Source organism: Saccharothrix saharensis (genome assembly GCF_006716745.1).
Taxonomy (GTDB): domain Bacteria; phylum Actinomycetota; class Actinomycetes; order Mycobacteriales; family Pseudonocardiaceae; genus Actinosynnema; species Actinosynnema saharense.
In genome coordinates this window covers 1680868-1695451 of sequence record NZ_VFPP01000001.1, presented here as the reverse complement: position 1 = coordinate 1695451, position 14584 = coordinate 1680868, and the positions used below count along the sequence as shown (strand labels likewise).

The following is a 14584-nucleotide window of genomic DNA, read 5'->3' as shown; positions in this document are numbered from 1 at the left end:
GCACGAGCTGTCGGCACGAGGCCGGCGCGGTACCCGACCCAGTCCGGCCGCATCCCAGGGGCCGGGGACGGGAGCACCGGCTTGTCGCCGGATCATCCGTTCACATCATCTACCCCTGACGCCCGCAGGCACGCCGGTCCGATCACCCACGCTCGCGACACGCGTGGTGCGGCCCTGCCGGCAGGGGAGGCGGGGTCGTCATGACGCAGACCAGACCTGGTCGTTCCCAGGGCGCGGCGGTCGGTTTCGCCGACGCGCGCGCCGCGGCCGACCGGGCGGAGACCGTCCAGCGCCACCTGGCCGCCCGCACCGTCGCGGACAACTCGGTCGACGCGGAGGACTGCCGCGAGCTGCTGCTGATGCTCGGGCTGCCCGACCCGGAACCGGCCGGCGCCTACTCGGGCGGCGGTCACTGACACCGCCGCGGCGGCCGGCGGCACGACCGGCCGTCGGCCGCGCCGCGGTCACCCGTGCCGGTGCAGCGCCGCCCGGACAGCGCGTCGCGTGGCGTCGGCCGTGTCCGGCACGGTCTCGTCCGCGGTGACCGGGACGGTCGTCCACCTCCGCTCGCGCGCCATCTCCTCGATCAGCCCAACCCGCGACCCTGGTGGTTCACGAAACCGGCCCGGTCCAGCCCGGCGTGCAGGCCGGGCCCGGTGGGCCGGAAGTCGGCGCGGCGGTCGAACACGGTGGCCACGTCGGCGTCCAGCAGGACGACGTGGTCCGGTTCGCGCGCGCCCGCGAACACCGTCCCCGGGTCCTCGCGCCGGAAGCCCTGGCCGAGCAGCTTCGACCAGGACTTGTGGTACCAGCCGTCCACCACCACGTCGTGCCCGCTGTCGAGCACCGGGCCGAGGACGCACGTCGAGTGCGCGGCGAACCACGACGCCGGCAACGTCACCCAGAACGCGGCGTCCAGGTCGCGGGAGTCGCCGCTGTGCCACAGCACCTGCGCCGGGTGCTCCATCAGCGCGGCCGCGAACGGCGACGTCGACCCGGACGGCACGGCCACCGTGCCCGTCGGGCTCTTGAGCGCGAGCTTCCCGGCCACCCGCCGCACCCGCACGTCCAACCGCCGCCGCCACACCGAGCCCAGCACGTCAGGCATGCGGATGACCTCCGCCATCACGCCCGGGTGTCGGCCACGGTCCGGCGCGCCCAGCGCGGGCAGGTACGCCATGGTCTGCACCTCCCAGAACCGCTCGTAGTCCAGCTCGACGGGTTTCGCGTCCCGCATCGCGCGGCCCGCCACGTCGGGTTGCGGCTGAAGCACCGCCGGCCCGCCGGCAGGCCGTCCACGGTCCGCAGGAACGCCTCCCGCGCCGAGACGACCGCGCTGCCCACGGCACCGACCGCCGACTGCACCGGGCAGTCCTCGGCGAACGAGTCGGCGTGGGTGAAGTGCTCCTGGATCGTCATGAACCGGTGGTAGTCGGCGACCTCGTCCGCAGGAACCGCACCCAGCCGGGCGCGAGCGCCTCGTCCGCGGTGTGCGTCACCGCCAAGTCCGTGATCAGCGACCACGTGCCGTCGACCTCGTCCCGGGCGAACCGCGCACCGGGTCCGAACGCGACCACCGACGTCGGCCGCACCTCGACCCCGGCCGGCGCCGCGTCCACCGCGTCCCGGTCGGCCTCCGCGGACTTCGCCGGCACCGCCACCCGCTCCGGCCGGAACGGCTCCCGCGCGCCGGCACGTCCAGCAGCCCCGGGTTCACCACCCGCAACGGGATCTGGGGGTGCAGCGGCGACCGGCCCGCCCGCAACGCGGCCACCGTGCGGCGCAGCGCGCCGCCGTCGACGTACCCGGCCATCGTCGGCCCGGCCGGCGCCTCCTCGACCAGCGCCATCCCGTCCCGGCTCAGCACGCCCCGCACCGCCTCACGCGCCATCCACTTGTCCCACGACAACCGCTCCCGCAGGGACAGCGGCACGCTGGTGGACAGGTCGACCAGTCGCCGGTCCGGGAACGGCACCCGCGCCTCGACCCCGCTGCCCGCCGCGTTGCGGTCCTCGTGCCGGCAGTTGTACTGCTGCACGTCCCGCCACTCCCACCTCGGGAAGTCCGCGCGGGAGTCGACGCCGCGCGGGTCGTCGGCCAGCGAGGGCAGCGTCGGCAGCAGCGTCGCCTTCTGCGCCAACCGCGGCGCGAACTCCGGCCGCACGACCCGCGCCACGGCCGGCCGGTCGACGTTCGCCTCGGACCGCCGCCACCCGCCGCCCGTCGACAGCAGGTCGGAGCGGCCGCCGTTGAACCCGTCCGCGCCCGAGCCGAGCAGCGTCGCTTCATCCCCGGCCGCAACGCCTTCACCACCCGGTACAGGCTGTACTTCCAGTACTGCTCCGGACTCGTCAGCGGCGTCTTTGTCAGCCACAGCAGGTTCTTCCGGTCCGCGGGCGATGGCACCGCGTCCGGTGGCAGCGCGGTGACCGTGTAAGAGAGCCCAGGAACTCCGCGACTTCCCGCGCGTGCCCGACGTCGCCGTGTTGCGGTGCTTGTCGTGCAGCGCCAGCGCGGAGATGCCGCGCACGCCGTCGACGAAGTCCAGCCCGTGCCGCTCGTGCAGTCCGATCAGGACCTCGCAGTCGGACCTGGTGCGCGGCCGGGAACCCGGCAACGTCCGCTCGAGCTCCCTGTGGTTGCAGACCTCGCCGTTGGCGATCAGCACGACTTGCTCGTCCGGCCCGACCAGCGGCTGGTTGGCGCTGTCCACCGGGTGAACGCGAACGACACCGCGTCCTCCAGGCGCGGGTTCACGTCGTCGGGGCCGCGGTGCTCCACCGTGGCCGGCATGCGTTCCGGCAACGGCCTCGTCGTGCGCGGCAGGGACCCACCCAGTGCGGCGACGCCACCCAGTCCACACAGGGCGGTTCTCCTCCGGAGGGTGTCGGTGGGCGGCTGCTCCCGGCCGTCGGCGGACGCACCGCCGGACCGTCACCCCGCCGGACCTGCTGCCGGGGGTCCTCGCGACCGTCCGCTTCGTGTCATCGAGCGCGTTCCCGGTCGGTTCGCTCGCCATCGGCGGCGTGGCGACGTTCGTCGGCGACCACACCGCCTCTGGTTGTCGTGCGTGGTCGTGCGCGTGGTGCCGGTCGTGCTCCTCGCGAGCCGGGTCCGCGCCCTGCGCGACCTCGTGGACGATCGACCTGACTCGACCGGGTGAGTTGTCCCCGCGGGCGCATCAACACCACCGCGCGCCGGGTAACCCGTTCCCCGGAGTGTCCACGAGGGACACCCGGAGGAGGTTCGAGCGCAGATGGGCATTGGCGACAAGTTCGACGAGCTGAAGGACAAGGCCAAGGACGCCCTCGGCCAGCACGGCGACAAGGCGGACCAGGGCATCGACAAGGCCGGCCAGTTCGTCGACGAACGGACCGGTGGTCAGCACTCCGAGCACATCCAGACAGGGACCGACAAGGCCAAGGAAGGCCTGGACCGGTTCCGCGAGCAGCAGTGAGCAGACGGCCGAGGGCCGCCCTCGCGTCGGAGGGCGGCCCTCGGCCGTCGGACTACGCCTTCGTGAGTCGCGAGGCCAGCAGCGCCTTGCCCTGCTCGGCGCCCTTGCGGCTCTCGCCCTGGGCGCGGCGGAAGAAGTCCGCCAGCTCGCCGTCACCCGCCCGTTCGGCGTCGGCGATGTAGCTCTCCAGCCGCAGGGCGTTGGACAGGCACGCCTCGACGAACCAGATGATGTTGTAGTCCTTGTCCTGGGTTCCGGTCACCTGACCGGTTTCGGTCGTGGTGGACACCTGACCTCCTCAGTGGTCGACGCACCGGGGATACCCGTTTTCGCCGTGCCGAACGCGGCGCGGCGAATAAGTGCCGTACCCCTACGGACCACGTCCCGGATTGCTACCGGACCGGCCGTCACCCGACAGTGGGACGTGCCCCGGCCGGCCCCTGCCCGGTCGGGGCGTCTCAGCCGTCGAGCTCGGCCCACACGACCTTGCCGTCGGCGGTCGGCTCGGAACCCCACGCCCGGCTCAGCGCCGCCACCAGGATCAACCCGCGCCCCCGGGCCGAGTCGACCTGCACGGGTCTGGGCTGGGGCGGCGCGGACGACTGGTCGGCCACCTCGATCCGCAGGCCGGACTCCGTCCGCGTGACGGTCAGCCCCACCGGTCCGGTCGCGTGGTCGACCGCGTTCGACACCAGTTCGGTCACCACCAGAGCGGCGTCGTCGGCGGTGTCGGCCGACAAACCCCAGGCCTCCGCCGCGTCACCCACCACCTGCCGGGCCCGCGCCGATGAGCCCGCCGAGGCGGGCAGCGTCACGGCCACCGGCGCCGCTGGCTCATTGCGCACATCCGCTCCCGTTGATCGGCCGTCACCGCATCGTCGCACATCCTCCACGCGCGCCACCGGCCGGTCGCGCCGACCGGTGCTCCGGCGGCGTCGGACGGCGCCCGGGTGACCAGCGCGCCTGACGGGGTGTCGGCACGAGGATGCCCAGGTGGCTAGGCTCGGGCCTCATGGAGTTGCAGGTGCGCAGTGAGGTGCGGGGCGACTGGACGGTCGTCGCGGTGTCGGGGGAACTGGACGCGGACACGGTTCCCGTGCTGTCCGACCGCCTCGAGGAGAGCGCGGCCGCCCACGTCGTGGTGGACCTGAGCGGCGTGCCGTTCATGGACACCACGGGCCTGTCCCTGATGCTCGACTGGCACCGCAGACTGGACGGCGAAGGCGGCCAGTTCCGGATGGCCTCGATGCAGCCCTCGGTGCACAAGCTGTTCCGCCTGACCGAGCTGACCGAGGTCATGCACATCCACGACTCGGTCGAATCCGCCACGACGTGATCCCGGAGTCGTTCCGGAACCCACCCCTGCCACGTGACCCTGCCTGGCTGTCCGCCCTCCCGGCCGCCCTCGGGGACCGCCTGGCCACCTGGGACCTGCGCCCGGACGGCCCGGCCGAGCACGGCTCGCACGCCCTGGTCATCCCGGTGACCCGCGCCGGCACCCCCCTCGTGCTGCGCCTGAACGCCCCCAGCGAGGACGTGACCGCCCACATCGCGGCCCTGCGGTTCTGGGCCGGGCGGGGGACCGTCCACCTGGTCGACGCCGACCCGACCGCCGGCGCCATGCTGCTCGAACGCCTCGACCTGCACCGCAGCGCCGTCGACCTGCCCTCCGAAGAGGCCATGGCGGTCCTGGGCGCGATGGTCCGCCGCCTGGCCGTCCCCGCCCCGGAGACCTGCCCCTCCACCGCCGACCTGGCCAGATCCCGCGCCGAGGGCCTGCGCCAGGACTGGCACCGGCAAGCCCGCCCGTTCGACCCGGCCCTCCTCCGCGCGGGGGAGGAGGCCGCCCGGCCCCTGGTCACCACCGACTCGACCCTGGCCGTCAACGGCGACCTGCACTCAGCCCAACTCCTGCCCGCCACCCGCGAACCGTGGCTGACCGTCGACCCCGTCCTGCTGCGCGGCGACCCCGCCTACGACCTGGCCCGAGCCCTCTGGACCAGGCTGGACGACATGCCGGACCGAACCTCCATCACCGAACACCTGACCATCCTGGCCACCGCCGCCGGCATCCCCCCGGACCACGCCCGGGACTGGGTCGTCTTCCGCGCCACCGACTACTACCTCTGGGGCCTGCGCAACGGCCTGACCGAAGACCCCCTCCGCTGCCACCGCCTGATCACCGCCCTCACCTGAAGCCACTCCAGGATCAGTCCTGCTCGACCCCCAGGTAGAACGCGATCAACCGCAACAGGTGCTCGGTGTCCACCGGCTTCGTCACGTAATCCGTCGCCCCCGAAGCCAACGACTTCTCCCGGTCACCCTTCATCGCCTTCGCGGTCACCGCGATCACGGGCAGGTCGGCGTACCGCGACATCGCCCGGATCGCCGCCATGGTCGCGTTGCCGTCCAGCTCCGGCATCATGATGTCCATCAACACCAGCGTCACGTCGTCGTACTGCTCCAACGCCCGCACACCGGTGATCCCGTTGTCCGCGTAGATGACCTGCAACCCGTGCAGCTCCAACACGCTGGTCAACGCGAACACGTTGCGCAGGTCGTCGTCGACGATCAGCACCTTCTCCCCGTGGAACCGCATCGGCGCGGGCGGCAGCTCGGTCGGGGCCACCAGCGACTGCTCTGACACCGGCCGGGGTGACTCGTCGGCGGGCGTCAGCAGCTCCGGCACGGCCCCCGGGTCGACGACGACCGGCGGCACGACGCCCTGTTCACCCAGCGGCAGGTACAGCGTGAACGTCGACCCGATGCCGGGCTCCGACCGCACGTCCAGCCTGCCGTCCAGCAGGGCGGCCAGCTCCCGGCTGATCGACAACCCCAGCCCGGTCCCGCCGTACTTGCGCGACGTCGTGCCGTCGGCCTGCTGGAACGCCTCGAAGATCACCGACAGCTTGTCGGACGGGATGCCGATGCCGGTGTCCTGCACGTCGAACGCGACCGAGCCCTCGACCACCCGGATGCGCAGTTTGATCTCGCCGTCGTGGGTGAACTTCACCGCGTTCGACAGCAGGTTGCGCAGGATCTGCTGCAACCGGTGCTCGTCGGTGTGCAGGGTGGGCGGCACGACCGGCTCCACCACGACCTCGAACGCCAGCCCCTTCTCCGCGGCCAGCGGCGTGGTCATGGCCTCCACGTACCCGACGATGTCCGACACCTGCACCGAGTCGGTCTGCACCTGCATGTGCCCGGCTTCGACCTTGGTCAGGTCCAGGATGTCGTCGATCAGCTGCAGCAGGTCCGTGCCCGACGAGTGGATGGTCTTGGCGAACTCCACCTGCTTCGGGTTCAGGTTCCCGTCCAGGTTGTCGGCCAGCAGCTTGGCCAGGATCAGCAGGCTGTTCAACGGCGTGCGCAGCTCGTGCGACATGTTCGCCATGAACTCCGACTTGTACTTCGACGCCGACGACAGCTGCCGCGCCCGCGCCTCCAGCTCGACCGAACCGGCCCGCAGCTCCTCGGTCAGCCGCTGCGACTCCACCAGCAGGCTGTCCGTCCGCGCGTTGGCCAGCATCGTGTTCAGGTTGACGCCGATGTTCTCCTTGAGCTGGTCGAGCAGGTCCAGGTGCACCGCGGTGAACTCGCCGAACGAGCCCAGCTCGATCACGCCGAGCGTCTCGCCCTGGAACACGATCGGCAGGATCACCAGGTTCGCGGGCGGTGCCGCGCCCAGCCCCGACCCGACCTCGATGTACCCCGGTGGCACGTCGGTGACGAGCAGCGTCTTCTTCTCCACCGCGACCTGCCCGATCAACGACTCGCCGCGCACGAACCGGGTGGGCCGCCCGCCGCGCGGCGCGTACCCGTAGGCCGCGGTCAGGTCCAGGGCGTTGGACTCGGCGTCCACCAGGAAGAACGCGCCGTGCTGCGCCGACACCAGCGGCGTCAGCTCGCTGATGACCAGCGACGCCATGGCGTTGAGGTCCCGGTGGCCCTGCATCTGGCCGGACAGCCGGGCGAGGTTCGTCTTCAACCAGTCCTGCTCCTGGTTGGCGCGGGTGGACGCCCTCAGGTTGCCGATCATCCGGTTGATGTTGTCCTTGAGCTCGGCGACCTCGCCGGACGCCTCCACGGTGATCTGCCGGGTCAGGTCGCCCGCGGTCACCGCCGTCGCCACCACGGCGATCGCGCGCACCTGCCGGGTCAGGTTCCCGGCCAGCTCGTTGACGTTCTCGGTGAGCCGCTTCCAGGTGCCGGAGACGCCTTCCACCTCGGCCTGACCGCCCAGCTTGCCCTCGGTGCCGACCTCGCGGGCCACGCGCGTGACCTCCTGGGCGAACGAGGAGAGCTGGTCGACCATCGTGTTGATGGTGGTCTTGAGCTCCAGGATCTCGCCCCGCGCGTCGACGTCGATCTTCTTGGACAGGTCGCCCAGCGCGACCGCCGTCGTCACCTGGGCGATGTTGCGGACCTGCGAGGTCAGGTTGTTCGCCATGAAGTTGACGTTCTCGGTGAGGTCCTTCCAGGTGCCGGCCACGTTGGGCACCCGCGCCTGGCCGCCCAGGATGCCCTCGGTGCCGACCTCGCGGGACACGCGGGTGACCTCGTCGGCGAAGGCGCGCAGGGTGTCGACCATGCCGTTGATGGTGTCGGCCAGGGCCGCGACCTCGCCCTTCGCCTCGACCGCGATCTTCTTGGACAGGTCACCGCCCGCCACCGCCGTCGCCACCGCCGCGATGGACCTGACCTGCGTGGACAGGTTGTCGGCCATCACGTTGACGTTGTCGGTGAGGTCCTTCCACGTGCCGGCGACACCGGGCACCCGCGCCTGGCCGCCCAGCCGTCCGTCGGTGCCGACCTCGCGGGCCACGCGGGTGACCTCGTCGGCGAACGAGGAGAGCTGGTCGACCATCGTGTTGATGGTCGACTTCAGCTCCAGGATCTCGCCGCGCGCGTCGACGGTGATCTTCTGCGACAGGTCGCCGCCGGCCACCGCCGTCGTGACCTGCGCGATCGACCGGACCTGCGCCGTGAGGTTGTTGGCCATGAAGTTCACCGAGTCGGTGAGGTCGCGCCACGTGCCGGCGACGCCCGGTACCTGGGCCTGGCCGCCCAGCCGTCCGTCGGTGCCGACCTCGCGGGCCACGCGGGTGACCTCGTCGGCGAACGAGGAGAGCTGGTCCACCATCGTGTTGATGGTGTCCTTCAGCTCCAGGATCTCGCCCCTCGCGTTCACGGTGATCTTCTGCGACAGGTCACCCCGCGCCACGGCCGTCGCGACCTGGGCGATGTTGCGGACCTGGGACGTCAGGTTGCCCGCCATGAAGTTCACCGAGTCGGTCAGGTCGCGCCACGTGCCCGCGACGCCCGGCACCTGCGCCTGGCCGCCCAGCCGCCCGTCGCTGCCGACCTCGCGCGCCACGCGCGTGACCTCCGCCGCGAACGAGGACAACTGGTCGACCATCGTGTTGATCGTCGTCTTGAGCTGGAGGATCTCGCCCCGCGCGTCCACGTCGATCTTCTGCGACAGGTCGCCCTGCGCGACCGCCGTCGTCACCTGGGCGATGTTGCGGACCTGGGACGTCAGGTTGCCCGCCATGAAGTTCACCGAGTCGGTGAGGTCGCGCCACGTGCCGGCGACGCCGGGCACCTGGGCCTGGCCGCCCAGCCGTCCGTCGGTGCCGACCTCGCGGGCCACGCGGGTGACCTCGTCGGCGAACGAGGAGAGCTGGTCGACCATCGTGTTGATGGTCGACTTCAGCTCCAGGATCTCGCCGCGCGCGTCGACGGTGATCTTCTGCGACAGGTCGCCCTGCGCGACCGCCGTGGCCACCTGGGCGATGTTGCGGACCTGGGACGTCAGGTTGTTCGCCATGAAGTTCACGTTGTCGGTGAGGTCGCGCCACGTGCCGGCGACGCCCGGTACCTGGGCCTGGCCGCCCAGCCGTCCGTCGGTGCCGACCTCGCGGGCCACGCGGGTGACCTCGTCGGCGAACGAGGAGAGCTGGTCCACCATCGTGTTGACGGTGTCCTTCAGCTCCAGCATCTCACCCGCCACCGTCACGGTGATCTTCTGCGACAGGTCGCCCTGCGCCACCGCCGTCGCCACCTGGGCGATGTCGCGGACCTGCTTGGTCAGGTTGTCGGACATGAAGTTGACCGAGTCGGTCAGGTCCTTCCAGGTGCCCGCCACGCCCGGCACGACCGCCGTGCCGCCCAGCCGCCCGTCGGTGCCGATCTCCCGCGCCACCCGGGTGACCTCGCCCGCGAACGTCCGCAGCGTCGCCGTCATCGAGTTGAAGCTCTCGACCAGGGTGGCGACCTCACCCCGCGCGTCGACGACGATCTCCTGCGACAGGTCGCCCTCGGCGACCGCGGCGAGCACGCGGCTCAGCTCGGCGGTCGGCCGGGTCAGGTCGTCGATCAGGCCGTTCACCGCGTCCGCGGCCGTCGCCCAGCCGCCCGTGGCGGTGCTCGGGGCCAGCCGCTCGCCCAGCCTGCCCTCCTGGCCGACCGACTGGCGGACCCGCACCAGCTCGCCGACGAGCCACTGGTTGCGCTCCGCGATCTCGTTGAAGGCCTCTGCCAGCTCCGCTGTCACCCCGTCGCGGTGCCCGACCCTCTTGGGCACGACGAGGCGACGGCGGAAGTTGCCGTCCTTCATCTCCCGCATCGCGGTCAGCAGTCGGGCCAGGGTCACGTCCGTGTCGTCCTGGGCGGTCGTCACACGAGCCTCCGATGTCAGCGGAACTGCGCCAAGCCTGCCACTGTTGGTGGCAACTTGTCCGATAGGTTGGGTCGACCCGACACACAGGAGCCGTGATGGCCCAGGGCTACCGGCAAGGCGCCGACACGGGCCTCGACCTCGACGCGTGGCGTCGCGTGGTCGACGGCTTCCACGAGGCCGTCGTCGTGCTGGACCCGGAGGGCGTCGTCCGGGTGGCCAACTCCCTCGCCTCGGTGTTGTTCCCGCAGGTCATGGCGGGGTCGACGCTGCCGGGTGACGTGGCGGGCGGCCGGCGGCAGGAGCTCGGCGGCGGGTGGGTCGCCTGGTACCGGGGCGTGGACGACCACCTGGACGAGGCCGCGCGGCGCCTGGCGTCGCCCACCGAACGGGCCGACGTCCTGCGGACCGTGGTCGAGCTGGCACCCGCCGAGCACGCGGTCGTGGTGCTGCCCGGTGCCCGCGGCCGTCTCGAATGGTGGCGGCGCACCCCGGCGGGTGGCGTCGCCGTGGCCCGCACCACGCGGCAGGTCGCCGGGACCGCGCCCGGCTTCACCGCCGTGCTGGAACGCGTGGTCGAGCACGCCGAGCTCACCGAGCTGGGTGACGGGCCGTGGGGCGCGTCCGGGGTCGGCGTGGCCGTGCCGCTGACCGACGGCGGCGCGCTCGTGTGCTTCGGCGGCACGTGGAGCGTGGACCTGCTCAAGCGGTACGCCGCACGGGCCGCCGCGGCGGTCGAGTCGAGCACCCGGCTCGCCGAGCAGCGGCGGACCGTGGAGGCGCTGCGGGCGAACCTGCTGCCCACACCACTGCCCGACATGCCGGGCGTGCGCCTGGCCGGTGTCTACGAGCCCGCGCACCGGGGGGTGCTGATCGGCGGCGACTTCTACGACGTGCACCCGCGCGAGGACGGCAGCGCGGCGTTCGTGCTCGGCGACGTGGCGGGCAACGGCCTGGAGGCCGCCGCGCACAGCGGCCGGGTGCGGCAGAGCCTGCACGCCCTGCTCGTGGTCGAGCAGCGGCCCGCACAGCTGCTGCACCTGCTCAACGCCGCGCTCCGGGCCGCGGGCAGCCGGCTGTTCACCACGCTCGTGGTCGGCACGATGCTGCCCGTGCAGGCGGGCGGCCTGCGGCTGACCCTGGCCGCGGGCGGCCACCCCGCCCCGCTGGTGCTGCGCGCCGACGGGCGGGTGGACGAGGTGGCCGTGCACGGCGGCATCGTGGGCGTGCTGCCCGAGGTGCGGTTCAACCAGACGACCGTCACCCTCGCGCCGGGGGAGACGTTGCTGCTGTACAGCGACGGGTTGACCGAGGCGCGCAAGCACGACGACCGGCAGGAGCTGTTCGGCGACGTGCGGCTGAAGGCGGCGCTGGCCGACTGCGCCGGACTGTCCGCCAACGCGGTGTCCGACCACCTGCGCCGCGTCGTCTTCGACTGGCTGGGCCCGGCGGAGCACGACGACCTGACGCTGCTCGTGGTGCAGGCGGCTCCCAGAACCGCGTAAGGCCCGCGGCTCCCGGACGTCTCCGCCACCGGCCTCACGTCCGGCGTGATCGCCGCGCCCGCCCGTGCGGTCCACAATGGACTCTGCGGCGCGGTGCGCACGTCCCGGCGGATACCGGACACCGCTAGAGTCGGAACGCGTGGAGCCACCCCTGGACGCGGTCGCGCGGGCGCACCGCCGGCTGTTCGCGGTGATCGCCGACCTCACCGACGAGCAGGTCACCCGACCGTCCCTGCTGCCGGGCTAGACACGGGGGCACGTGCTCGCCCACCTCGCCGACGCCGCCCGCGCCCGCAGCCGGGTGGTCGAGCACGCGGCCCGCGGCGAGCGGGTCGAGCTGTGGGAGCCGGGCGAGCGGGACGCCACCATCGAGGCCACCGCGCCACGCGCCGCGGCCGAGCACCGCGCCGCGACCGTCGAGCAGGCCGAACGGCTGGAACGGGCGTGGGCGGCCGTCGCGGACTGGTCCGAGCCCGCCGACCCGGCCGTGCCCGACCCCGTGCCGCCGGTGTTCACCCGCTGGCGCGAGGTGTGGATCCACCTGGTCGACCTCGACCTGGGCGTGCGGCCGGGGGAGTGGAGCGCGGAGTTCGCCGTGCACACCATCGGCGTGCTGCGGCCCCGGCTGCCCGGCGGCGTGGTGCTGCGGGCGACCGACGTGCCGCGGACGTGGGGCGCCGGAGCGGTCGACGGGGCGCGGGGGTCGGGCACGGAGGTCGTCGGCGGGGTGCGCGACCTCGCCGCCTGGCTCGCCGGCCGCGAGCCCGACGAGCCGCCCTCCTCCGCCGTGCCGCTGCCCGAGCTGGGCCCGTGGCCCGCCTACCCGGCGCGCCGTCGGGACCTGGCGGACTGATCCGTCGACAGGGTCCTACCGTGGGAGGTTCGTGGTGATCAGGGTGGTGCTGGCCGACGACCAGGCGTTGGTGCGCGCGGGGTTCCGCCTGTCCAGGTGGACCTGCGGGTAGGGCTGTCCCGCGGGCTCCAGGTCGAGCCGTTCCACGACGAGGTGCCGATGGGTCGGGTCCAGGTCGGCGAGGAGGCCGTGCGAGTCCGTCCCGGACCGATCGTCCCAGGACTTCCCGACCACTCGATCGCGAGTACCACCGGCGTCGTCACAGCGCGCAACACGCCCACGGTCACGTCCCCGCCCGTGGGGCCGGTCCCGCTCCGCCGCCGGGTCAGTCCGAAGTGGACAATTGGGCAACGCCGGGGGAGTTCCGCCGACCGCGGACCGCGCGAGGAGGTCCGGGCTTCCGGTGAGTGGAAGATCCCGTTGACCCGGCTTCGGCGTGGTCCCTAGCGTTCCGCCACGTCCACCGCGGTTCGCCGCACGTCGCCGCCGACCTTCGGCGGTGCACCACCGGAGGTCGGATTGGCCACCATCGCGCCCCTCGCGGAGGCCGTCGCGCACGTCGTGCACGACGGAGACACCGTGGCGTTCGAGGGGTTCACGCACCTGATCCCGTTCGCCGCCGGGCACGAGGTGATCCGGCAGGGCAGGCGCGACCTGACCCTGGTCCGGATGACGCCCGACGTGCTGTACGACCAGCTCATCGGCGCGGGCTGCGCGCGCAAGCTGGTGTTCTCGTGGGGCGGCAACCCCGGTGTCGGCTCGCTGCACCGGTTCCGCGACGCCGTGCGGAACGGCTGGCCGCGACCGCTGGAGCTGGAGGAGCACAGCCACGCGGGCATGGCCAACCGGTACGTCGCCGCGGCCTCCGGGCTGCCGTTCGCCGTGCTGCGCGGCTACACCGGCACCGACCTGCCCGCCCAGACCGCCAACATCGCCCCGGTGACCTGCCCGTTCACCGGCGAGGTGCTGACCGCCGTGGCCGCCTTGCGGCTGGACGCGGCGGTCGTGCACGCCCAGCGCGCCGACCGGCACGGCAACGTGCAGTTGTGGGGCATCACCGGCGTGCAGAAGGAGGCGGTGCTGGCCGCGACGCGGTCGCTGGTCACCGTCGAGGAGGTCGTGGACGAGCTGGAGCCGCGGCCGGGCGCGGTGGTGCTGCCGTCCTGGGTGGTGGACTACGTCGCCGAGGCGCCGGGCGGCGCGCACCCGTCCTACGCGCACGACTACTCCGTGCGGGACAACGACTTCTACGTGGCCTGGGACGAGATCAGCCGCGACCGGGACCGGTTCGCGCAGTGGTTGGAGAGCGTCGCGTGAGCACCGACCCCGGGTACACCTCCGACGAGATGATGACCGTCGCGGCGGCACGGGCGCTGCGCGACGGCGCCGTGTGCTTCGTCGGCATCGGGCTGCCCAGCACGGCGGCCAACCTGGCCCGCCGCACGCACGCGCCGGACCTCGTGCTGGTCTACGAGTCCGGCACGATCGGCGCGAAACCCGACCGGCTGCCCCTGTCGATCGGCGACGGCGTGCTGGCAGACACGGCGGTCAGCGTGGTCGGCGTGCCGGAGATCTTCAACTACTGGCTCCAGCCGGGCCGCATCGACGTCGGCTTCCTCGGCGCGGCCCAGCTGGACCGGTTCGGCAACATCAACACCACCGTGATCGGCGGCGACTACCGCCACCCCGGCGTGCGGCTGCCCGGCGCGGGCGGCGCGCCCGAGATCGCCGCCTCGTGCCGCGAGGTCGTGGTGGTGGTGCGGCAGACCAAGCGGTCGTTCGTGGAGCGGGTCGACTTCGTCACCTCGTTCGGCTTCGGCTCCGGGCCGGGTGAGCGCGAGGCGCTGGGCCTGACCGGCGCCGGACCGCAACTGGTGATCACCGACCTGGGCGTGCTGCGACCCGACCCGGACAGCCGCGAGCTGGTGCTGACCGCGCTGCACCCCGGCGTCGACCCGGCCACCGCGCGCGAGCGCACCGGCTGGGACCTGCGCGTCGCCGACGACCTCGGCCGCGGCGAGCCGCCCACGGACGACGAGCTGACCGTGCTCCGCGCGTTGACCGCACGATAACCCCCTCGGCACGACGAA

Annotated in this window: 14 protein-coding genes; 8 read left to right on the top strand and 6 right to left on the bottom strand. The window is 72.8% G+C overall.

The genetic code is table 11. The features are described from left to right. Positions 1-200: 200 nt before the first annotated feature. Positions 201-416: a hypothetical protein gene (locus FHX81_RS06715; RefSeq protein WP_141976094.1), complete on the top strand. Its 216-nt coding sequence runs from the start codon at positions 201-203 to the stop codon at positions 414-416. Between the two features lie 170 nt (positions 417-586). Here the strand turns inward: FHX81_RS06715 and FHX81_RS06710 are convergent, their stop codons facing one another. Both FHX81_RS06710 and FHX81_RS06705 read right to left on the bottom strand, forming a co-directional pair. Beyond that, positions 587-1273, bottom strand: a complete 687-nt coding sequence (locus FHX81_RS06710) for a hypothetical protein (protein ID WP_141976092.1) — start codon at positions 1271-1273, stop codon at positions 587-589. Between the two features lie 240 nt (positions 1274-1513). Beyond that, positions 1514-2713: an asparagine synthase-related protein gene (locus FHX81_RS06705; protein ID WP_170231959.1), complete on the bottom strand. Its 1200-nt coding sequence runs from the start codon at positions 2711-2713 to the stop codon at positions 1514-1516. A gap of 543 nt (positions 2714-3256) precedes the next feature. Here FHX81_RS06705 and FHX81_RS06700 point away from each other — a divergent pair. Further along, positions 3257-3457, top strand: a complete 201-nt coding sequence (locus tag FHX81_RS06700) for an antitoxin (RefSeq protein WP_141976088.1) — start codon at positions 3257-3259, stop codon at positions 3455-3457. 52 nt (positions 3458-3509) lie between these two features. On the opposite strand, the gene FHX81_RS06695 is transcribed toward FHX81_RS06700, so the two are convergent. Together FHX81_RS06695 and FHX81_RS06690 are read right to left on the bottom strand one after the other, a co-directional pair. Then, positions 3510-3746, bottom strand: coding sequence for a hypothetical protein (locus FHX81_RS06695; protein ID WP_141976086.1), 237 nt, complete (start codon positions 3744-3746; stop codon positions 3510-3512). Between the two features lie 169 nt (positions 3747-3915). Next, positions 3916-4302, bottom strand: a complete 387-nt coding sequence (locus tag FHX81_RS06690; protein ID WP_141976084.1) for an ATP-binding protein — start codon at positions 4300-4302, stop codon at positions 3916-3918. 167 nt (positions 4303-4469) lie between these two features. On the opposite strand from FHX81_RS06690, the gene FHX81_RS06685 reads away from it, so the two are divergent. Continuing rightward, positions 4470-4793: an STAS domain-containing protein gene (locus FHX81_RS06685; protein ID WP_141976082.1), complete on the top strand. Its 324-nt coding sequence runs from the start codon at positions 4470-4472 to the stop codon at positions 4791-4793. Further along, positions 4790-5653: an aminoglycoside phosphotransferase family protein gene (locus tag FHX81_RS06680; RefSeq protein ID WP_211363399.1), complete on the top strand. Its 864-nt coding sequence runs from the start codon at positions 4790-4792 to the stop codon at positions 5651-5653. Before FHX81_RS06685 ends, FHX81_RS06680 begins: the two co-directional genes overlap by 4 nt. A gap of 13 nt (positions 5654-5666) precedes the next feature. Here the strand turns inward: FHX81_RS06680 and FHX81_RS06675 are convergent, their stop codons facing one another. Then, positions 5667-10139 (bottom strand): hybrid sensor histidine kinase/response regulator, encoded by a 4473-nt coding sequence (locus tag FHX81_RS06675; RefSeq protein ID WP_141976078.1) that lies wholly within the window; start codon positions 10137-10139, stop codon positions 5667-5669. Positions 10140-10234: 95 nt separating this feature from the next. On the opposite strand from FHX81_RS06675, the gene FHX81_RS06670 reads away from it, so the two are divergent. Both FHX81_RS06670 and FHX81_RS06665 read left to right on the top strand, forming a co-directional pair. Further along, entirely contained in the window at positions 10235-11641 is a 1407-nt protein-coding gene (locus tag FHX81_RS06670) for a PP2C family protein-serine/threonine phosphatase (protein WP_141976076.1), read from the top strand. A gap of 259 nt (positions 11642-11900) precedes the next feature. Then, positions 11901-12494 (top strand): maleylpyruvate isomerase N-terminal domain-containing protein, encoded by a 594-nt coding sequence (locus tag FHX81_RS06665; protein WP_141976074.1) that lies wholly within the window; start codon positions 11901-11903, stop codon positions 12492-12494. Between the two features lie 15 nt (positions 12495-12509). Here FHX81_RS06665 and FHX81_RS06660 read toward each other — a convergent pair whose 3' ends face one another. Continuing rightward, positions 12510-12728: a hypothetical protein gene (locus FHX81_RS06660; RefSeq protein ID WP_141976072.1), complete on the bottom strand. Its 219-nt coding sequence runs from the start codon at positions 12726-12728 to the stop codon at positions 12510-12512. 285 nt (positions 12729-13013) lie between these two features. Here FHX81_RS06660 and FHX81_RS06655 point away from each other — a divergent pair, with 285 nt between their 5' ends. Continuing rightward, entirely contained in the window at positions 13014-13811 is a 798-nt protein-coding gene (locus tag FHX81_RS06655; protein WP_141976069.1) for a CoA transferase subunit A, read from the top strand. Positions 13812-13840: 29 nt separating this feature from the next. Continuing rightward, positions 13841-14566 (top strand): CoA-transferase subunit beta, encoded by a 726-nt coding sequence (locus FHX81_RS06650; RefSeq protein ID WP_141983774.1) that lies wholly within the window; start codon positions 13841-13843, stop codon positions 14564-14566. Positions 14567-14584 lie beyond the last annotated feature (18 nt).

Bases quoted from the DNA above. Each gene is read 5' to 3' on its own strand.
- FHX81_RS06715 (WP_141976094.1), top strand. From the start codon at position 201: ATGACGCAGACCAGACCTGGTCGTTCCCAGGGCGCGGCGGTCGGTTTC.
- FHX81_RS06700 (WP_141976088.1), top strand. From the start codon at position 3,257: ATGGGCATTGGCGACAAGTTCGACGAGCTGAAGGACAAGGCCAAGGAC.
- FHX81_RS06685 (WP_141976082.1), top strand. From the start codon at position 4,470: ATGGAGTTGCAGGTGCGCAGTGAGGTGCGGGGCGACTGGACGGTCGTC.
- FHX81_RS06670 (WP_141976076.1), top strand. From the start codon at position 10,235: ATGGCCCAGGGCTACCGGCAAGGCGCCGACACGGGCCTCGACCTCGAC.
- FHX81_RS06650 (WP_141983774.1), top strand. From the start codon at position 13,841: ATGATGACCGTCGCGGCGGCACGGGCGCTGCGCGACGGCGCCGTGTGC.